The sequence below is a fragment of the Kribbella sp. NBC_00709 genome (assembly GCF_036226565.1).
Taxonomy (GTDB): domain Bacteria; phylum Actinomycetota; class Actinomycetes; order Propionibacteriales; family Kribbellaceae; genus Kribbella.
This window is the reverse complement of record NZ_CP108996.1, coordinates 851,381-870,537: the sequence shown is the minus strand read 5'-3', so window position 1 is coordinate 870,537 and position 19,157 is coordinate 851,381. Positions and strand designations below refer to the sequence as shown.

Genomic DNA, 19,157 nt, shown 5'->3' with positions numbered 1-19,157 from the left:
TCACGTCGCTGATGACAGGATGGGGCGGGTGACCGACGAACGCATTGTGGGGACGCCGCACGGGGAGGCCCGGATCGTCGCGTACCGGGCCCGCCGGCCGGTGGCGACGCTGGCCCTCGGTCATGGAGCCGGGGCCGGGATCGAGTCGGGCGACCTGGCCGCGCTGGCCGGCCGGCTGCCGAAGCAGGACATGAACGTGTTCCTGATCGAGCAGCCCTGGCGCCGTGCCGGCCGCAAGCTCGCGCCGGCGCCGAAGGTGCTCGACGAGGCCTGGATCGCGATCATCGGGCAGCTGCGGGTCCGTACGCCGCTGGTGATCGGCGGCCGGAGCGCCGGCGCCCGGGTGGCTTGCCGTACCGCGAGCAGCCTGGGTGCTTCCGGCGTACTGGCGATGTCGTTCCCGCTGCATGCGCCGGGGAAGCCGGAGAAGTCGCGGGTCGACGAGCTCGAGGGTGCCGGGTTGCCGACGCTCGTGGTCCAGGGGGAGCGGGACCCGTTCGGTACGCCGGAGGAGTTCCCGCCGATGACCGAGATGGCTGTCGTGCCGGACGCCGACCATTCTTTCAAGGTGCCGAAGCGGGCCGAGCTGGATCAGCAGGAGACCTACGACCTGCTCGTCGAAGCCGTGTTCGAATGGGTCACCCGCGAGGTGTCCGGATAACGGTCGGCCTGCTGGGGCCCGATCCTGCGGGAATGGCCCCGCGACCGGGCGTGTTGTGACGAACATGATGGCGACGAGGGTGGCTCCGGAGCGGAGTACTGGGAAGACACCGGTATTCTCGATCACGATGCCGACTCCCACCACGACCGAGACACCCGAGCAGCGCACCGCGCGGTTCGAACGCGAAGCGCTGCCCTTCCTGGATCAGATGTACGCCGCGGCGATGCGGATGACCCGTAATCCGTCGGACGCCGAGGACCTCGTGCAGGACACCTTCGCGAAGGCGTACAGCTCGTTCCACCAGTTCACGCCGGGCACCAACCTCAAGGCGTGGCTGTACCGGATCCTGACCAACACGTTCATCAACGGCTACCGGAAGCGGCAGCGTCAGCCGACGCAGTCGCCGACCGAGGAGATCGAGGACTGGCAGCTCACCGCCGCCGAGTCCCACACTCCCGGCGGGCTGAAGTCGGCCGAGGCGGTCGCGCTCGAGCACCTGCCCGACTCCGACATCAAGTCGGCCCTGCAGTCGATCCCGGAGGACTTCCGGTTGGCTGTGTACCTGGCCGATGTCGAGGGCTTTGCCTACAAGGAAATCGCCGAGATCATGGGCACGCCGGTGGGCACCGTGATGTCGCGGCTGCACCGCGGCCGGCGCCAGTTGCGTGACCTGCTGGGCGATTACGCCCGGGATCGCGGGCTGATCCCGGCGGACGACGAGAGTACGGACGCTTCCGCCCCGGACGACAGCACGGACGCGACCGCGTCGGTGTCCAGCACCGGCGGAGTTGCGGAGAAGGAGGAGTCGTGAGCTGCGGCGAGCACCACGACGTCGACTGCGGAGAGATCCTGCAGCGGGTCTACGTCTTCATCGACAACGAACTCGAGGACGCCAGTTCCGACGAGATCCGGCAGCACCTCGAAGAGTGCGCCCCCTGCCTGGACGAATACGACCTGGAGCGCTGCGTCAAGAAACTGGTCCACCGCTCCTGCGGCTCCGACCACGCCCCCGACGCCCTCCGCCAGAAAATCCTTCTCCGGCTGACCCAAATCCAGGTAGAAACCACCATCACCACCACGGATTGACCTTTCGGTGGCTGAGCTGGCCGGCTACCTGATCTGGGACTCGTCGAACGTGTAGGTATACGGGCGGTGCTGCCTGGCGAGTTCAAGCATTTCTTTGGCGGCGCTCTCGAAATGCGGCGAGACGGTGTGCAAGATGTCAATCGCGGTCTTGAGGTAGTGCGTGGCCACGGTAAAGTCACGGGCCGCCGTGTTGATCTTGCCGAGTTCCAGGGTGAAATAGCCCAGGCGCAACCGGTTGCCGAGCGGGCGGATCAGTTCGATGGCCTCCTCGACGGTTTCGTGGGCCTTCCGGAACTCGCCCCTGGTCGCGAAGAGCGCGGCCAGGCACTGCAACGTCTGTGACTGAAGCTCCTTGTTCTCCACCCGCCGGGCGACCTCGGCGCTCTGCAGCATCGGCTGGACCGCATCGTCCAGCCGGCCGACCAGGAGATGCGAGAAGCCGGTGTTGAGGTACCTCTTCGCAACGGACCGCAGGTCACCGGATGCTTCGGCCAGCGCGATGCCCCGCCGATACGCATCGTCGGCGAGGGTGTAGTCGCCGTTGCGATCGTAGAGACCGCCGAGCGCCGTGTACGAAACGCCTTCTACCGTGGTGTCTCCGAGCTGCTGACTGAGCTCCAGTCCCTCGGTCGCCAGCTCGATTGCTTCGGCGACCCGGTTCAGCCTGCCGAGCACATGCGCGGCCGACGTGCAGCACCGCGCCTGGCCGTGCTGATCGGGCAGCTCCCGGAACATCTTCAGCGCACGCAGCAGGTGCTCCGCGGCCACTTCGAGGCTGCCGTTCTCCACCTCTGGAATGGCCATGTCGTGCTGCAGCCAGGCCGCCATCGAACGCAGCCCGGACCTGGTGGCGACAGGAAGAGCGTCCCGGCACATCTCCCGCAGCTCGACCCACCGGGATCGCGCCTCGTGGTAACCGAACAAGGCGAGCGTGAGCTCTGGAATGATCGGCGTCGTGGCCAGCGACGAGGACATCGCCTGGTGGTAGCGATCCATCAGATTGCGTTGCTCGTCGTCGAGCCGGCGCATCGCGGACTCCGCGTCGGTTGTCGCAGGCAACGATGAGACGGGCGTCGTCGCGAGGGCGAGGCGAGGATTTGCCGGATGGCTTCTCCGCTGAGCTGCCCACCCGAAGTCGCTGTAGAAACCGAGCACCCGCCCGAGGGCGGCCTCGCGCTGCCGGTCGTCGAGCAGGTCGTCGGAGCGCTCGCGCGCGTAGGCGCGAATGAGGTCGTGGAAGCGGTAGCGTTCGGGAGCTACGGTCTCGAGCAGGTTCAGATCGACGAGCCGCTCCAGGACCGCCTCGGTCCGGTGCACGGGTAACTCGAGAAGTCTCGCGGCGACCGCGACGATCAGGTCGGACCCGTCCGGAATGCTGAGCAGGGGAAGGGATCGGGCGGCCTCGCGATCGAGCGGACGCTCGCTGTCCTCGAGGAAGGCCACCGAGTTGGCGATGCTCGCGCGCACTCCGGTCTCGTCCGAGCCGAAGCTGTCCAGCCTCCGCTCCTCGTTCTCGAGCACCTTGACCAGGTGCTGGATCGGCCAGGACGGTCTGGCTGCCAGGCGTCCGCCGATGAGGCGGACAGCGAGTGGCAGACGACCCGAGATCGTAGCGAGGCTCTTGGCCGCTTCCGGCTCGGCTGCCACCCGGGCCTCGCCGACAAGTCCGGTCAGGAGCTCGACGGACTCGGACTCCGACAAGGCGTCGAGATGGATCTGACGCGCACCCGGCAAGGTCGTCAACGAGCCGCGACTGGTGATGATCACGGCCGAGCCCGAGGTCCCGGGCAACAGCGGCAGCACCTGCGGGGCGTCAACGGCATTGTCCAGCAGCATCAGCACGCGGCGGCCCGCGAGTTGGGACCGCAGCAGACCGGCAGCTTCCTCGACGTCCTCGGGAATGCGCTGGAGATCGACTCCCAGGGATCGGAGCAGTTGCCGCTGCGCATCGGCGACGGACATCGGCTCGCCCGGTCCGTAGCCGCGGAGGTTGAGATACAGGTGACCGTCCGGATAACTGTCGGTCAATCTGTGTGCGGCCCGCACCGCGAGGGTCGTCTTGCCGATGCCGCCCATGCCGGTGACTGCGACCAGGCCGACCGGTCCGGCGCCGGCCGGATTACGCAGGACGGACAGGATCGCGTCGAGCTGGGCGGTCCGGCCGGTGAAGTCCCGCGCCGCCGGAGGTAGTTGCCATGGCACCGGAGAAGCGCTGGAGGTCGCCGGCAGCTCGGCTCTTCCGGCAGGTCCCGCGGTCCTGCCTTTGCCGCGGGCAACGGCCAGGAACTGGTCGGCCTCCGACGGCGAGAGAGCGAGGGCCGCGGTGAGTGAGCGGACGGTGTCGATCCGGGGTCGGCTGCGGGTGCCGCGCTCGAGGACACTGATGGCTTGTTCGCTGAGGCCTGCCCGCTCGGCGAGAGCGGCTTGGGTGAGGCCGGCCCGGGTGCGGAAGGTGCGCAACAGTTCGCTCAGTGTCGGCGTGGACACTCGGTCACCTCCCTCACTCTGCGGGTCCGAGCCAGATACGGTCAGTACCGGAAACCTCGGGGCCAACTGTAGAGGGATTCGCCGACGGCCGGTCGCCGTTATCCACAGCGCTGCCGAACCGGTCCGGGGCAGGGGTCGCGGGCGGCGCCGAGATCCGGCCGCACCCGTGACCCGAATGTCCAACGATCGTTTGAAATATCGCATTCAGTATTCGGGTGAAGACTCTCCGAATACGGGACCTCTGTTAATGGTGGTCTGCTGTAAAGCTGTGACCAAATCGCAAAGACCCCGGATTTCTCCGAGGTCCTCGCTGTCTGTAGCCGCCTGCGTTCAGGCGTTGGGGCGCTTGCCGTGGTTCGCGCCCTTCTTCTTGCGTGCGCGGCGCTTCCGACCGGTCTTACCCATTCCTAAGCCTCCTTGAAACAACTGCAAAGAGTCACAGTCTCTCATACCATGCCCAGGATCCTCATGTGGTCCGGCGGGTCACGGTTGGGCTTACAGTGTTTCGGCGCGAGCCCAATGAGCAAAAATACTGATGAGTCAGCGACAAGCTGTCTGCCCCCCTACGTTCTGTCGATCCACGGGACGTAAGACTGCGAACGCTGAACGGAGGTGCGACATGTCTGCTGACGGTTGGGACTGGTAGTCCGATGGCGTCCAGCCGGGTAGCGTTGCGCGCGTGAACCGGCGGGTAGTGCTTCGGCTCGTGGTGGTCGTGACGACCGCCATGGCTGTGGTGATACTCGCATTCGCGGTAGCGCATGCCACGGTTGACGCCCCCACCATTTGTCTTGGGCTTCTGATGCTGGCCGGAACCGTGCTCCGGCCCAGGGTCGGACAGATCTACAGGACCTCGCTCGACTACGTAGTTGTCATCGCCCTCTATCTGTTGTCCGGTGTGAGTTCGGCGATCCTCGTCTGTGCGGTCGGCGCACTCGGCCAGGACCGCAGGCACCCGCTCGTGAAGAAGGTCTTCAACGGCGCTCAGTCCGTGATCTGCGCGGCGGCCGGCGGAGTCTTGTTCCACGTTGCCGGCGGACCGACCGGAGACGCGGTGCTGCAGCATCCGTGGGAGGCGATCTGGACCACGACTGCTGCCAATGCCACGTGGCTGGTTGTCAACGCGCTGCTGCTGTGCGTCGTGCTCTCTCTCGAGCCGGGTGATCCGACGCCGATCGCGTTCCTTCGTAAAGTCGCCCTGCCGACGTCGCCCTCGCTCCTGGGCTACGGGCTGCTGGGCCTGTTGCTCGCCGTCGCCTGGCTGTCCGGCCTGAACTTCCTGTCCATCATCCTGATCTTCATCCCGCTGTACGTCAGCCGTTGGGCCTTGTCGCAGTACGAGGCCGAACGTCGTGCGCAGGCGGCGACGATGCGCGCCTTCATCCAGGTGATCGAGACGAAGGACCTGTACACCCGCGGCCATTCCGAGCGGGTGAGCGAGGGGGTCGGCCTGCTGGGCCGCCAGTTGCGGCTGCCCGACGACCGGCAGCAGGCACTGGAGCACGCCGGGCTGCTCCACGACGTCGGAAAGGTCGGCGTACCGACCAGCATCATCCGCAAGCCCGGCCGTCTGGACGACTCGGAGATGGACGCGATCCGGCTGCACCCGGCGCGCGGTGTCGAGCTCATCGGCAACATTCCCTTCCTCGAGGAAGTGAAGTCCGCGGTGCTGCACCATCACGAGAAGTACGACGGGACGGGGTACCCGGCCGGACTCAGCGGCGAGAACATTCCGTACTTCGCCCGGATCATCGGCATCGTCGACGCCTTCGATTCGCTGACCTCGACCCGGTCGTACCGGCCCGCGCGCAGCGTCGAAGAGACGCTGACCATCCTCGTGCACGACCGGTTCACCCATTTCGATCCCCGGCTGGTGGACGCGTTCGTCGACGTCATCCGGGCCCGCGGCTGGAAGACCGCGGCCGACCAGCCGGCACCTGACGGCTCGGTGGTCGCCGCGATCGACCACGACGATCTGAGTCTCGGCAGCGGTGGCGGCGCTTCCGGAACAGCGGCAGGGCCTGGCTGATGGCCGGAAATGTGATGGCCGAGGGGCTCGACCTCCGGCGGATGGGCAGTGGTGCCGTCGTTGTCGTGGCCGGAGCGGTGCTGGCCCTGTTCGCGATCGTGCTGACCGCTCGTCACGGAGTCACCGAGTGGCGGTACGCGCTCGTGTACGGCGTTCTGATCGCTGTCGGGGAGATGGTGCAGTTCCGGGTCGACCGGATCCGCAACCGCGCTCCGATCGCGACCAGTGCGGCGCTGGCCTATGCCGTGCTGCGTGGGCCGTCGGTCCACGTTCCACCGGACGTGGCCCAGATCATCGCCGTCACCGCGGTCGCGACGGCGGCCGGGATCCTGCCGAGAGCGATCGCCGGGCTGCGGTGGGACGTCGTCGTGTCCTGCCGGCGCGGCATCTCCGTGGCTTGCGCGGCGGCCGTCTTCGCGGGACTGACGACTCCGGATCTCATCTGGACCGGACGCTGGCAGGACGCGATCTGGATCGCCGGAGCGATGCTGGCGGCCGTGCTGAGCGCTGGTATCAGCGATGCTCTGATCGGGGCCGGACAAGCGACGGAACGCTACAGCCGCCCCTTTCCCGCGGCCCTGCGCGACGAGCTCGCCGTGATGACCAGGATCGGGCTGGCGATGGGAATCACCGGCATGCTGCTGGCCGCGGCGACGTCGCTGATCGGGCTCTGGGGACCACCTGTCGTACTGGTCCCGCTGTTGTTGACGCAATTCGCGTTCCGGCGGTTTGCTTCCGCGCAGCGGACTTATCGGACGACGGTGCGGTCGATGGCTCGGAGTACGGAGATTGCTGGGTTCAGCAGTCCGGGGCAGAACGCGCGGACGGCGACGTTGGCGGTGGCTATCGGCAACGATCTCGGGCTGACGCCGGCGCGGATGGAAGCGTTGGAGTATGCCGCGTTGCTGTCCGGGGTGGGGCAGTTGGCGTTGGCGGATCCCAGTCCTGGTGGGGCTTCGCTGCTCAGGACGCGGGAGGAGCGGCAGCGGGCCGCGGAGATCGGGGCCTCGGTGATCGAGCGGTCCGGGGTTCTGGACCATGTGGCCGAGATCGTCAGGCACTCCAACGATCCGTACCGGCAGGGCCGGGCGAGCAACGCCGACATCCCGGTCGAGAGCGGGATCGTCAACGTCGCCCTGGCCTACGAGCAGTTGGTGGGGGAGGGCTCGGGGCAGTCGCCGGACAAGGCGATGGAGTCGATCGGGCTGGGGATCGGCGCGGAGTACGACCCGGTCGTGGTCGAGTCACTCCGCCGCGTGATCGGCCGCGGCTTCCGCTTCTGAGCAAGCCTCCGGGGACAGCCTCAGCAGCGCCGGCGTCCCGGCGCAGGGCTCCAGTTCGTCCCACACCGGGGCCGTGGTTGCGGGTACCCGGCCGGACGCGCCCATGCCGGCGTACAGCAGCAGGCCGGCGCCGGCGGCGATCAGTACGTCGCCTGGGCTGACCGCCTGCCCGAGCCCGGGAAGAGCCACGGGTACGACGTCCCCGAGCCAAGGCAACCGGGTCGCCGCCCCGGACAACTCGTGCCGCGGATCGCTCACGACAGCGGAGCCAACGCCCGCGCGGGAGAGCGCGGCGAGCGATACCGGCATGGCGCCGTTCAACGCGACCACGAGAGCGTTGCTGAAGAAACCCAACGCCAGCAGGCCGACGCCGGGATGGCGCACGTTGAGCCGGAGGAAGACGGCGATGCAGACCGCGGATCCGATCAGCCCGACCGGGTAGACCGTGCCGCCGAACGCCGAGCCGAGCAGTTGCCCGATCGCGGCCGCGGCCAGCCAGTGCACTCCGGTCAAGGTGTTGCCGGCCAGCCGTCCGAGCCCTCCGCCGGTCGCGAGCGCCGCCCCGGCAGCGAGCACCATGACGAGGAGGACCAGCAGCACGTGTGCGATTCTGCCGAACCCGCGGCCCGAAACCGGGCAAGCTGACCCCGCAGCGTGTCGACTTAGCTGCAAAAGGTGACGGCGGCCCCGAAGGACCGCCGTCACCCCATCACGTCAGGACTTCGCGGGAGCGGCTCCGCCCTCGTCGAGGATCTCCGGCAGGTCCTCCACACCCGGGTCGCCGCGATCGGCGAGGTAGTCCGTCGGGTGCGTGGTGTCCTGCCCGTCCGGCACCTTCAGGGCCCGGAACACGAACGTCAGCACGATCACGATGAGCACGTTCAGCACGAACGCGGTCAGCGCGATGTACGCCGGCGTATTGGTGAACGGGATGTTCGCCAGCGAGCCACCGAAGTGCTTCTTGGTCGCCGGGTTCACCACGTTGTACGCCGAGATCGTGCCGAACAGCATCGCGACGGCCCAGCCGGCCAGCAGCGCGTACCGGTGGAACCACCTGGTGTAGAGCCCGACCACGATCGCCGGGAACGTCTGCAGGATCCAGATGCCGCCGAGGAGCTGCAGGTTCAGCGCGATCGTCTTGTCCATCGCGAGCACGAACACCAGCGCGCCGACCTTCACCAGCAGCGACGCGAGCTTGGAGACCTTGGCCTCCTCGGCCGGTGTCGCCGACGGCTTGATGAAGGCGCGGTAGATGTTGCGGGTGAACAGGTTCGCGGCCGCGATCGACATGATCGCCGCCGGCACCAGCGCACCCACCGCGATCGCCGCGAACGCGATGCCGGCGAACCAGGACGGGAACTCCTGGTCGAACAGCCGCGGGATCGCCAGCTGCGGGTTGGCCAGCCCGTCCAGGCCCTTCACGTTCACGTTCGCCTTGATCGCCATGAAGCCGAGCAGGGCGAGCAGTCCCAGCAGCAGCGAGTACGCCGGCAGGATCGCGGCGTTCCGCCGTACGACGTTGCGGGTCTTCGTCGACAGGACGGCGGTGACCGAGTGCGGGTACATGAACAGCGCCATCGCGGAACCCAGGCCCAGCGTCCAGTAGGACACGTAGCCCGCGTTGCCCGGGATGAACGACCCGGTCGGCTTGCCGGTGGCCGGGTTCGGCTTGGCCATCTTCTCCTGGGCCGCACCGAAGATCGCGTCCCAGCCGCCGAGCACGTGCGGCAGGTAGAAGATCGCGACCAGGATCACCACGTAGATCAGGAAGTCCTTGACGAAGGCGATCATCGCCGGCGCCCGCAGCCCGGACGAGTAGGTGTACGCCGCGAGGACGGCGAACGCGATCAGCAGCGGGAGGTCCTTGGCCAGCGTGTTGTTGCCGCCGAGACCCATCGTCTCGAAGACCGCCTGCATACCGACCAGCTGCAGCGCGATGTACGGCATCAGGGCCAGGATGCCGGTCACCGCGACCGCCAGCGAGAGCGCCTTGCTGCCGTACCGGCCGCTGACGAAGTCGGCCGGGGTGACGTAGCCGTGCCGGTGCGAGACCGACCACAGCCGGGCCATGAAGACGAAGACGATCGGGTAGGCCACGATCGTGTACGGAACGGCGAAGAAGCCGCTGATCGCACCGGTCGCGTACATGGCGGCGGGCACCGCAATGAACGTGTAGGCCGTGTACAGGTCACCACCCAGCAGGAACCAGGTGACGAACGTACCGAAGTTGCGGCCGCCCAGACCCCACTCGTCGAGGTTGTCCAGATGACCGGCGCTGCGCCACCGCGACGCCATGAAGCCCATCACGGTGACGGCGCCGAAGATGACGACGACGATGATCAGCTGCACCCAGTCGACACTCGTGTTCACCGGCCGGCCTCCTTGGTGTCAGCGTCAGGGGCGTCAGGGTCACCAAGGCCCTGCGCGGCCCGGCGCCGGCGTTCCTCGGCGCGGAGCAGGCGGTAACTGATGCTGACGAGGATCGCGGAGAGGAAGACCCACATCAGCTGGTACCAGTAGAAGAACGGGAATCCCCACAGGTGGGGGTTCGCCTTGGCGTACGTCGGCACGAGCAGCGGTACGACGACCGCCACAACCAGCAGCACACCGGAGATCCAGTACGCGGGTCTGACCGCGGACAATCGAGACACTGCAAACCTCCTCGGGACACAGGCGCAACGCAGCACGCTACCGTTCGATGACAGTCGGTACTAGACCTTCAGGTTGGTGCATGGATAACGAAAAGGCATGGTTCGTACGGCGCGTCGTGCTGTCCGTGCTGTTCCTCGTCATCGTTGCCGTGCCCCTGTATCCGGAGCTGTTCGGTCTCGACGAGGTCACCCCGTTCACGCAGCTGGCCGCCTTCCGCCCGCAGGGACTTGTCGTGGTCCTGCTGCTGGCGCTCCTGATGCTGGTACGGCGTGGTTGGCGGCTCGCCGCCGTACTGGTCGCGTCGCTCGCCCTGGTCGGCGGCGCCCTGATCGCTCCGCGCCAGTTCTCCGATGCCAGGCCCGCTCCGGCCGGTGCGCGGGTGCTGACGATCATGGTCGCGAACGTGCTCGGCGGTGGCGCCCGGGCCGCGGACGTGGCCCAGGTGATCCGGGACCGCAAGCCGGACCTGGTTTCGTTGCCGGAGGCACAGGTCGACGTCCGCGAGGAGATCCGGGCGCAACTGCAGGACCAGCAGTACAAGGGCTTCACGACGCAGCCGAGCAAGGCGCCGGAGAGTGCGACGAGTGTGCTCGTGGCGTCGTCGCTCGGGAGCGTGTCGTTCGCGTCCGAGCCCGGCACGACCTTCGGGAACGTCATCGTGACCGGCGGGACCCTCGGCGCGGTCCGGCTGATCGCGTACCACGGCTTCCCGCCGCTGACCGACTCGGTGACCACCTGGAAGAACGACCTGCTGCACGTCCGTCGCTGGTGCGCCGAGGATGCGCCGACGATCGTGGCAGGGGACTTCAACGCGACCGTCGACCACGCGGACTTCCGGCACGCGTTGGGCGGCTACTGTCGCAGCGTCGCACCGACCGTCGGCGCCGGCTTGCAAGGAACGTGGCCGGCCGACCAGCCGGTCGTACTGCGCACACAGATCGACCACGTCGTGCTGACACGGCAGTTCGAGCCGGGGCGCTTCACGACGTACCCGATCGAGGGCACGGACCACCGGGCCGTCGTGGCGACGGCGAGCATCTCTACGACGGGTTAGTGGCGGGGCGATAGATGTAGGGCTGCGAGGCCTGGACGGCTTCGGTCAGCATCAGCAGCAGGTCGGCACGGGCCTCGATCGGGCGGCCGAAGAGCTCGTCGTCGCCGGGGATCGGGAAGCCCTTCACACCGATCGCGAGCTGGCTGAGCAGGACGTGCAGGACGCCGCGGGCGTTGAACACCGCCGGCATCGGCCACTCCGGCAGCGTCTCGTGCATCAACGGCTGCTGGCCAGCGGTCGCGGCGATCGGCTTCAGCCAGCGCTCGAGCTCGTCGCTGGTCAGCATGTTGCGGTGCAGGATCGTCATCACCGCGTGCGCGACGCGGTCGTGCTCCTCGTGCACCCAGCGGTACGGCGTGTCCTTGACGATCCGGTCCGCGAGCACGTCGAGCAGCGCCCGCAGTACGCCGGCGTCGCAGTGCCGGGACCGGGCCAGCGCGCCGATCGCGTCGGCGCCGTGGGCAACGGCATGCGCCCAGCCGCAGTCCTGGACGAACCCGCGCAGGTCGCGCTCGCGCAGCAGCCAGGTGGCCAGCCGGTCGCCCCAGCGCATCACCACCTCGTCGTGCACCAGGAACTCGGCGTTGTCGCGATGGATCACCTCCGCAAGCGTCAGCGCGGTGAACGAGCGGCGGAAGACCGAGTCGGTGCCGTCCTCACCGAGCCCGTAGTTCAGACCGGCGCAGAGACCGTCCCCGAATCCGGGCAGCAGGTCGTCGTACACCCCGCGCTCCAGCCAGGTGGCGAGCGTCGGGTAGGCCAGGGCGTCACGGACCTGCGGGTTGGTGCTGGCCAGCCCACGGACGAGCTCCTCGGTGAGCTCCGTCAGCGTACGGTCGTGCGGTACCGCGTAGTCCGCGGCCATCACGTCCTGCCAGTACGTCGACTCCACCCGAGCATCCTTTCATCCGTGCTGAATCAACTAACACCTGTCTACCCCAACTTGTCGAGCGGACCACTCGCACTGCTGGTATAAGAGCCTCGGTAGCATCGAACCTGTGCCGTCTCTGAGCGACGTGGCCCGTAACCACACCACCCTGGACCAGGCCGACCTGGACCGCCTGCAGCTGCTCGTCTCCGACTGGCAGATGCTGGCCGACCTGTCGTTCGCCGATCTCGTCCTCTGGCTGCCCGACACCGAAGGGCTCGGGTTCTGGGCCGGGGCGCAGATGCGGCCGACCACCGGCCCGACGGCGTACCTGGACGACATCGTCGGCAGCTTCATCCCGCGCGGCCGCCGGCACCTGCTCGACCAGGCGTACGACGGCGGCCGGATCTGCCGCGAGGGCGACCCCGAATGGCGCGACGACGTCCCCGTGCGCGTCGAGACGATCCCGGTACGGCGGGGCAGCCGGGTGATCGCGGTGATTGCGCGGAATACCAACCTGCTCGGCGTCCGGACCCCGTCCCGGCTGGAGATCGCCTACCTGCAGAGCGCGACCGACCTGGCCCGGATGATCACCGACGGCATCTTCCCGTACGGCGGGGAGCGGCTGCTGTCGACGACGCCACGGGTCGGCGACGGCTGCATCCGGGTCGATCGGCACGGCATGGTCACGTTCGCCAGCCCGAACGCGTTGTCGGCGTACCGGCGGATGGGGCTCGTCACGGATCTGGTCGGTTCGCGGCTGAAGGACGTGACCGCGGAGTTGCTGCATTCCGGACACAAGGTCGACGACGTGCTCGCCTCGGTGGTGACCGGGCGGGCCGCGAAGGAGATCGAGATCGAGAACTCCGACGCGACGCTGTTCCTGCGCGCGATCCCGCTGCGGGCCGACGGTGCGCACGTGGGGGCGCTGATCCTGCTCCGCGACGTCACGGAGCTGCGGAGCCGGGAGCGGGAGCTGGTCACCAAGGAGGCGACCATCCGGGAGATTCATCATCGCGTCAAGAACAACTTGCAGACGGTCGCCGCGTTACTCCGGATGCAGGCCCGAAGAATTACCGTGCCGGAAGGACAGGCCGCGCTGGCCGAGGCGGTCCGGCGGGTCGGGTCGATCGCGATCGTGCACGAGACGCTGTCGGAGTCGTTCGACGAGCACGTGGATTTCGACGACGTGGCGGACCGGGTCGGCGCGATGGTGGCGGACGTGTCGACGGTCGCGACCGCGGTGGAGACCCGGCGGAGCGGGACCTTCGGCGTACTGGACTCCGAAGTGGCCACTCCGCTGGCGATGGTGCTGACCGAACTGATGCAGAACTCGGTCGAGCACGCCTTCGAGACTCGCGACGGGGGAGAGGCGAGCGGCCGGATCGAGCTCGTCGCCGAGCGGTCGGTCGGACGCCTGCACGTCAACGTCATCGACGACGGCAAAGGCCTGCCGACGAACTTCGACTCCGAGCTGTCCGGCAACCTCGGCCTGTCCATCGTCCGTACTCTCGTCATCGGTGAGCTGGACGGCACCCTGGAGTTCGGCAACCGCCACGACGGAAAGCCCGGCACCCAGGTCACCTTGGACATCCCGATCAAGGACTGACCTCCCACCCCTCCGCCCTCCCGCCCACCTACCTACCCCGCCGCCCTACCGCATTTGCCTGGCAGACCAGCCAATTTGGTTGGCAGGCCAGGCAAGTGGGGGGTTCTACACCCTTGTTCAGGGTGTGGAACCCCCAACTTCGCTGGTAGGCCAGGCGAATTGGCTGGTCTGCCAGGCAAATGGGGAGAGGGGAGGGCGGGTGGCGGGAGAGGGGTGTGGGGTGGAGAGGAGTCGGGTGGTGCACGGGGGGCGGGAAACACAAAGGCCCCGCGGTGTTTTCCGCGGGGCCTCGAGAGGACTTACTCAGGCGGTACGAATGCGCTGGCGGGCGTTGCGGCGCTTGAGAGCGCGGCGCTCGTCCTCGCTCAGGCCGCCCCAGACACCGTGGTCCTGGCCGGCTTCCAGCGCCCACGCCAGGCACTGCTCACGCACGTCGCAGCGTCGGCACACCTGCTTGGCCTCTTCGATCTGCATGATCGCAGGCCCGGTGTTGCCGATGGGGAAGAACAGTTCCGGGTCCTCGTCGAGGCATACGGCCCGGTGGCGCCAATCCATGGCGGATCCCATCTCTCTCAGTAGTTGACGTAAGCTGTCAGGTAGGTCTGTGCCCGATCAGCGGTGCTGTACTCGTCGGTTCGTTCGCACTGGGGGGTTTTAGTGCGATGCGTTGTGAACGCATTCACGAACGAGTCCATGTTCCCAATCTTGGCGGATCGAAACAAGGGTTATGGAGTTGTCGATCCGATCACAACGCTTCCTTAACACTCGGAACTGGCGCAGGGTCGTGCTCTCCATCCGGTTATCGGACAGAGCCGCGCTTCCGCAATCACCCGTTCACTGCAGGTAACCGTTCCAACCGTCTTTTGGTTACGCACGACCCTCAAATCCCTGTAGGGCCTGGGGTCCACAAGGCTCCCGGGAGCATGGCCGCACTAAGCTGGCGAAGTGCCGACCGACTCCCCAGCTGCCGCCGTCCCGAGACCGCTCAAGTTAGCTGCGGCAGTGGTCGGTTTGGAAGGCCTTGCGCTGATCGTTCTTGGAATTGGCGAAGCCTTGACGATCCATGGCGATCGCTTGGTGCTCGGCCTGACCACCGCCGGCTTCTTCCTCGTGTACGGCGTGTGTCTGGGCTTCGTCGCCCGTGGCCTGTGGAAGGCAGTGCGCTGGAGTCGTGGACCGACGGTGTTCACCCAGCTGATCCAGCTCCTGGTTGCGTACAGCTTCTGGGGCGGATCGACCAAGGTCGTCACCGTCGCGCTCGCGGTTGCCGCCCTCGCAGTGCTCGTCTGCGTGTTCCAGAAGGCCTCTACCGACGCCCTGGCCGGCGGCGAGACCAGCGACCATCCGGTGTTGTAGGGAGCTATTCCTTCAGCAGACCGGTCCGGAGCTCGGTCAGTGTCCGGGCCAGCAACCGGGAGACGTGCATCTGCGAGATCCCGATCTCCTCGGCGATCTGGGACTGCGTCATGCCCCGGAAGAACCGCAGTGTCAGGATCCGCTTCTCCCGGGTGTCCAGCTGCGCCAGCAGGGGTTTCAGCGACTCCCGGTACTCGACGCTCTCCAGCGCCTCGTCCTCGCCGCCGAGCCCGTCCAGGACCGTGGTCGCGTCGGTCTCGTTCTGATCGGGAGCGTCCAAGGACAAGGTGTTGTAAGCGTTCGCGGACTCGAGTCCCTCGATCACCAGATCCGGTGAGAGCCCGAGCCGGTCGGACAGCTCGGCGACTGTCGGCGCGCGGCCCAGCTCCTGTGTCAGCTCCGCAGTGGCCGCGGTCAGCGACAACCGCAGCTCCTGCAGGCGGCGCGGCACCCGGATCGCCCAGCCCTTGTCGCGGAAGTACCGCTTGATCTCGCCCAGGATCGTCGGCGTCGCGTACGTCGAGAACTCGACGCCGCGGTCGGAGTCGAACCGGTCGATCGCCTTGATCAGGCCGATCGTGGCCACCTGGACCAGGTCGTCGTACGGCTCGCCGCGGTTGCGGAACCGGCGGGCCAGATGCTCCACCAGCGGCATGTGCAGCGAGACCAGGCCGTCCCGCGCCGCGGTGTGGGCGGCATCGCCCGGCCCGGCGGCCGCGGCCATCCGCTGGAACAGGTCGGCCGTCCGGGTACGCAGATCTGTGGATTCCCGGGGCTGCTCGCCCAGGGTCTGGTCCTCTGTCACGCGGTCTCCGTGGCGGTGGCGCTGGCCGTCACGGTGATGGTGAGACGTCCGTCGATGGTTTCCGCCGCGGCCGACTCGACCAGCGCGGTCAGCACCGTCCAGCCGAACGAGTCGGTGTCCGGCATCCAGCCGCTCCGCACCAGTGCGCTCGCGCGCACCGTCAGTTGCGGCGGCTCGATCTCGAACACGCAGTCCAGCACGCCGTCGGCCGCCTCCGGCAGCAGCAGGGCGCAGGCCTCGTCGACGGCGATCCGCAGGTCGTCGATCGCGTCCAGGGTGAAGTCGTTGCGGGCAGCGAGGTTGCCGACCACAGATCGCGGTACGGCGATGTAGGCACTGTCCGCCGGGATACTCAGGCGGACCTCGGCGGCTCGTCCCCTGCTGCTCACATCGTCTCCTGTGTTCTTGGCCTCGCCTTCGGCTCGGCGTGTCATGGGGCCCTTGGCTCCCGGCCTTCCCTCGTCGCTCCGGTCGCTGCGCTCCCTCCGCTCCTCAGTCCAGGCCGGGAGGGCCCCATGACCGCGCGCGAGACCTTGTGTGCGACTCGCACTCCGACCGTACCTGAACTCAGGGGTGTTCGTGCTCCGAGCGGAGCCGCGAGAGGAACGTCTGGGTGCGGGAGTGCTGCGGGTTGCCGATCACGTCCTTGGGCGGGCCGGACTCGACGACCACGCCGCCGTCCATGAAGACCACCGTGTCCGCGACCTCGCGGGCGAACGACATCTCGTGGGTGACCACGATCATCGTCATCCCGTCGAGCGCCAGCTCCCGCATCACCGCGAGCACCTCGCCGACCAGTTCGGGGTCGAGCGCCGACGTCGGCTCGTCGAACAGCATCAGCTTCGGCTGCATCGCCAGCGCCCGCGCGATCGCCACCCGCTGCTGCTGACCGCCGGACAGCTGCGCCGGGTAGGCGTGGCAGCGGTCGGCGAGCCCGACCCGGTCGAGCAGCTTCATCGCCCGTTCCCGCGCGGACTTCTTCGACTCCCGCTTGACCTGCGTGGGCGCCTCGACGATGTTCTCCAGCGCGGTCTTGTGCGGGAACAGGTTGAACCGCTGGAAGACCATCCCGATCTCGCGCCGCTGCGCCGCGATCTCCTTGTTCTTCAGGCGGTACAGCTTCCCGCTGCGATCGGTGTACCCCATCAGTTCGTCGTCGACCCAGATCCGGCCGCCGTCGATCGTCTCGAGCTGGTTGATGCACCGCAGGAAGGTCGTCTTGCCCGAACCCGACGGCCCGAGCAGACACACCACCTGGCCGCGGTCGACGTCCAGGTCGATGCCCTTCAGGACTTCGTTGTGGTGAAAGGACTTCGTCACGTTGACGGCATGAACTAGCGGCATCACGCACCCCCTGCCCCGGCCGGCCGTGCGGGCCGCGGCGCGGCGGTCCCGAAGCCGCGGCCGAAGTGCCGCTCGAGGAAGTACTGCCCGACCATCAGCACACTGGTCGCGGCCAGGTAGTACAACGTCGCCGCGACCGCGATCGGGAACGTCTTGTAGTACGTGCTTCCGATCGACTGCAGCTGGTAGAACAGCTCGCCGATCACCGGTACGGCGAGCAGCAGCGAGGTGTCCTTCAGCATCGCGATCGTCTCGTTGCCGGTCGGTGGCACGATCACCCGCATCGCCTGCGGCAGCACGACGCGACGCATCACCTTGCCGCTGCTCATCCCGAGCGCCTCCGCAGCCTCCGCCTGGCCCTTGTCGACGCTCATGATCCCGGCCCGGGCGATCTCGGCCATGTACGCCGCTTCCGACAGCCCGAGCCCGATCACACCGGCGGCCAGACCGGTGAAGACCTGGTTCGCGTCCAGGTTCAGGAACCGCCAGTCACCGGACAGGCCGAGCCAGTCCATGATCTTCCAGTCGAACGGCACCCCGAACGCGATGCCCTGCGGGAACAGCACGCCCAGCGTGCCCATCGTGAACAGCAGCAGGTACCGCGGGACGCTGCGGAAGAACCAGGTGAACAGCCAGGACACCCCGGCCAGGATGGGGTTGTCGGACAGCCGCATGACGGCCAGCAGCACGCCGCCCGCGACGCCGACGATCATCGACAGCACGGTGACCAGCAGCGTGCCCTTGATGAAGCCCTGGATCACCGGCTGCTGGTTCATCGCCTGGAAGACGAAACGCCAGTCGAAGGCCTTGTTGCTGATCAGCAGGTGCACGAGCATCGCGGCCAGGATCGCGATCACCACGATCGCGACCCACCGGCCGGGATGCCGGACCGGTACGGCGTCGATCGCGCCCGGCCGCTCGGCCGCCGCGTCCGCCGGCCGGGTATCGGTATCAGTGCTCATGACGGGAACTCACGGGTTGACGGCGAAGTCGGTGATCGCGCCCGAGTCGTTGTTCCACTTCTGCAGCGTGCTCTTGTAGGTGCCGTCGGTGTTCAGCGACTTCAGCGCCTCGGTGATCGCCTGCGCGAACGCCGTCTCCGCCTTCGGGACCACATAGCCGTACGGCGCCGCGTCGTAGATCTGACCGACCTGCTCGAGCTGGCCGTTGGTCTGCTTGATCGCGTACAGCACGACCGGGGAGTCGGCCAGCATCGCGTCGGCCTTGCCGCCGACCAGGTCCGCGGTCGCCTGGTCCTGCTTGTCCCGGACCACCAGCTTGATCTCCGGCTTGCCATCGGCCTTGCACTTGGCCTGCCGCTTCGGCATGTCGTCCTCGAGCTGCGTCGTACCCTTCTGCACCGCGACGGTCTTGCCGCACGCGTCGTCGGGGTTGATGCCCTTCGGGTTGCCCTTCGCGGTCGCCCACAGGGTGCCGGCGTTGAAGTAGCTGACCATGTTGACCTGCTGCTTGCGCTTGTCGTTGATGGTGAACGACGAGATCCCCATGTCGTACTTGCCGCCCTGGACACCGGTGATGATGGTGTCGAACCCGGCCGGCTGCCAGTCGACCGTGACGCCGAACTTCTGCGCCACCGCGTTGAACAGATCGACGTCCATGCCGACGACCGTCTTGCCGCCCTGCAGGAACTCGTTCGGCGGGTAGCTGGCGTCGACGCCGACGACGATCTTCCCGGCCGCCTTGATCTTCGGCGGCAGTGAGCCGCTCAGGTCCGGCCCGCCGCTGGAAGGGGCGCTGGAGGGGGCGCTCGACGGAGAGGTGGACGAGCCACCTTCGAGGGAGTTCGAACCGCAGCCGGCGGCGGCCAGAACCAGGACGCCGGACAGGGCCAGCGTCCTACGCAGGACAGACATCTAGGTCCTCCAAACCCGGGCACCGGTCGGCCCCGGTGCCATGTGTCCG

20 protein-coding genes are annotated in these 19,157 nt (G+C 67.7%); 8 read left to right on the top strand and 12 right to left on the bottom strand.

From position 1 onward, the window contains the following. Window positions 1-19: 19 nt before the first annotated feature. From OHA18_RS04125 to rsrA, 3 genes are all read left to right on the top strand, one after another. On the top strand, window positions 20-661 hold the full coding sequence (locus tag OHA18_RS04125) for an alpha/beta hydrolase family protein (RefSeq protein ID WP_329002255.1): 642 nt from the start codon (window positions 20-22) through the stop codon (window positions 659-661). A gap of 127 nt (window positions 662-788) precedes the next feature. Further along, complete coding sequence (locus OHA18_RS04120) at window positions 789-1,472, top strand: sigma-70 family RNA polymerase sigma factor (RefSeq protein WP_329002254.1); 684 nt, start codon at window positions 789-791, stop codon at window positions 1,470-1,472. Further along, entirely contained in the window at window positions 1,469-1,747 is a 279-nt protein-coding gene (rsrA, locus tag OHA18_RS04115; protein ID WP_130439634.1) for a mycothiol system anti-sigma-R factor, read from the top strand. Before OHA18_RS04120 ends, rsrA begins: the two co-directional genes overlap by 4 nt. 24 nt (window positions 1,748-1,771) lie before the next feature. Here rsrA and OHA18_RS04110 read toward each other — a convergent pair whose 3' ends face one another. Together OHA18_RS04110 and OHA18_RS43280 are read right to left on the bottom strand one after the other, a co-directional pair. Then, a complete protein-coding gene (locus OHA18_RS04110) occupies window positions 1,772-4,234 on the bottom strand; it encodes an ATP-binding protein (RefSeq protein WP_329002253.1) in 2,463 nt (820 codons plus the stop codon). Window positions 4,235-4,564: 330 nt separating this feature from the next. Continuing rightward, complete coding sequence (locus tag OHA18_RS43280; RefSeq protein ID WP_369759046.1) at window positions 4,565-4,639, bottom strand: 50S ribosomal protein bL37; 75 nt, start codon at window positions 4,637-4,639, stop codon at window positions 4,565-4,567. 274 nt (window positions 4,640-4,913) lie between these two features. Here OHA18_RS43280 and OHA18_RS04105 point away from each other — a divergent pair, with 274 nt between their 5' ends. Then, window positions 4,914-6,263: an HD-GYP domain-containing protein gene (locus OHA18_RS04105; RefSeq protein WP_329002252.1), complete on the top strand. Its 1,350-nt coding sequence runs from the start codon at window positions 4,914-4,916 to the stop codon at window positions 6,261-6,263. Continuing rightward, window positions 6,263-7,546: an HD-GYP domain-containing protein gene (locus OHA18_RS04100; protein ID WP_329002251.1), complete on the top strand. Its 1,284-nt coding sequence runs from the start codon at window positions 6,263-6,265 to the stop codon at window positions 7,544-7,546. The genes OHA18_RS04105 and OHA18_RS04100 overlap by 1 nt, the downstream gene beginning before the upstream one ends. Here the strand turns inward: OHA18_RS04100 and OHA18_RS04095 are convergent. The 3 genes from OHA18_RS04095 to OHA18_RS04085 all read right to left on the bottom strand — a co-directional run bounded on the left by OHA18_RS04095 (window position 7,508) and on the right by OHA18_RS04085 (window position 10,197). Next, window positions 7,508-8,146, bottom strand: a complete 639-nt coding sequence (locus OHA18_RS04095) for a DUF5317 domain-containing protein (RefSeq protein ID WP_329002250.1) — start codon at window positions 8,144-8,146, stop codon at window positions 7,508-7,510. The two genes, OHA18_RS04100 and OHA18_RS04095, sit on opposite strands and share 39 nt — an antisense overlap. A gap of 114 nt (window positions 8,147-8,260) precedes the next feature. After that, a complete protein-coding gene (gene mctP / locus OHA18_RS04090) occupies window positions 8,261-9,916 on the bottom strand; it encodes a monocarboxylate uptake permease MctP (protein WP_442914370.1) in 1,656 nt (551 codons plus the stop codon). Beyond that, window positions 9,913-10,197 carry a DUF3311 domain-containing protein gene (locus OHA18_RS04085; RefSeq protein WP_329002248.1) on the bottom strand — a complete coding sequence of 95 codons (285 nt, stop codon included), beginning with the start codon at window positions 10,195-10,197 and terminating at the stop codon, window positions 9,913-9,915. Before OHA18_RS04085 ends, mctP begins: the two co-directional genes overlap by 4 nt. An 80-nt stretch (window positions 10,198-10,277) precedes the next feature. Here OHA18_RS04085 and OHA18_RS04080 point away from each other — a divergent pair, with 80 nt between their 5' ends. Next, window positions 10,278-11,252, top strand: coding sequence for an endonuclease/exonuclease/phosphatase family protein (locus OHA18_RS04080; protein ID WP_329002247.1), 975 nt, complete (start codon window positions 10,278-10,280; stop codon window positions 11,250-11,252). Here the strand turns inward: OHA18_RS04080 and OHA18_RS04075 are convergent. Continuing rightward, window positions 11,239-12,144 carry a DUF2785 domain-containing protein gene (locus tag OHA18_RS04075; RefSeq protein WP_329002246.1) on the bottom strand — a complete coding sequence of 302 codons (906 nt, stop codon included), beginning with the start codon at window positions 12,142-12,144 and terminating at the stop codon, window positions 11,239-11,241. The two genes, OHA18_RS04080 and OHA18_RS04075, sit on opposite strands and share 14 nt — an antisense overlap. Window positions 12,145-12,250: 106 nt before the next feature. Between OHA18_RS04075 and OHA18_RS04070 the strand changes: the two genes are divergently transcribed. Next, the gene (locus tag OHA18_RS04070) at window positions 12,251-13,729 is read left to right on the top strand and encodes a sensor histidine kinase (RefSeq protein WP_329002245.1); all 1,479 of its coding nucleotides are present in this window, start codon (window positions 12,251-12,253) and stop codon (window positions 13,727-13,729) included. A gap of 303 nt (window positions 13,730-14,032) precedes the next feature. Here the strand turns inward: OHA18_RS04070 and OHA18_RS04065 are convergent, their stop codons facing one another. Beyond that, window positions 14,033-14,284, bottom strand: coding sequence for a WhiB family transcriptional regulator (locus OHA18_RS04065; protein ID WP_130383822.1), 252 nt, complete (start codon window positions 14,282-14,284; stop codon window positions 14,033-14,035). A gap of 498 nt (window positions 14,285-14,782) precedes the next feature. On the opposite strand from OHA18_RS04065, the gene OHA18_RS04060 reads away from it, so the two are divergent. Next, a complete protein-coding gene (locus tag OHA18_RS04060; protein ID WP_329002244.1) occupies window positions 14,783-15,085 on the top strand; it encodes a hypothetical protein in 303 nt (100 codons plus the stop codon). Window positions 15,086-15,089: 4 nt separating this feature from the next. On the opposite strand, the gene OHA18_RS04055 is transcribed toward OHA18_RS04060, so the two are convergent. From OHA18_RS04055 to OHA18_RS04035, 5 genes are all read right to left on the bottom strand, one after another. After that, on the bottom strand, window positions 15,090-15,890 hold the full coding sequence (locus OHA18_RS04055; RefSeq protein ID WP_329002242.1) for an RNA polymerase sigma factor SigF: 801 nt from the start codon (window positions 15,888-15,890) through the stop codon (window positions 15,090-15,092). Beyond that, window positions 15,887-16,279, bottom strand: coding sequence for an ATP-binding protein (locus OHA18_RS04050; RefSeq protein WP_329002240.1), 393 nt, complete (start codon window positions 16,277-16,279; stop codon window positions 15,887-15,889). Before OHA18_RS04050 ends, OHA18_RS04055 begins: the two co-directional genes overlap by 4 nt. Window positions 16,280-16,457: 178 nt before the next feature. Then, window positions 16,458-17,234, bottom strand: a complete 777-nt coding sequence (locus OHA18_RS04045) for an amino acid ABC transporter ATP-binding protein (protein WP_329002239.1) — start codon at window positions 17,232-17,234, stop codon at window positions 16,458-16,460. Continuing rightward, a complete protein-coding gene (locus tag OHA18_RS04040; protein WP_329002238.1) occupies window positions 17,234-18,196 on the bottom strand; it encodes an amino acid ABC transporter permease in 963 nt (320 codons plus the stop codon). Before OHA18_RS04040 ends, OHA18_RS04045 begins: the two co-directional genes overlap by 1 nt. A 9-nt stretch (window positions 18,197-18,205) precedes the next feature. Next, a complete protein-coding gene (locus OHA18_RS04035; protein WP_329002237.1) occupies window positions 18,206-19,108 on the bottom strand; it encodes an ABC transporter substrate-binding protein in 903 nt (300 codons plus the stop codon). Window positions 19,109-19,157 lie beyond the last annotated feature (49 nt).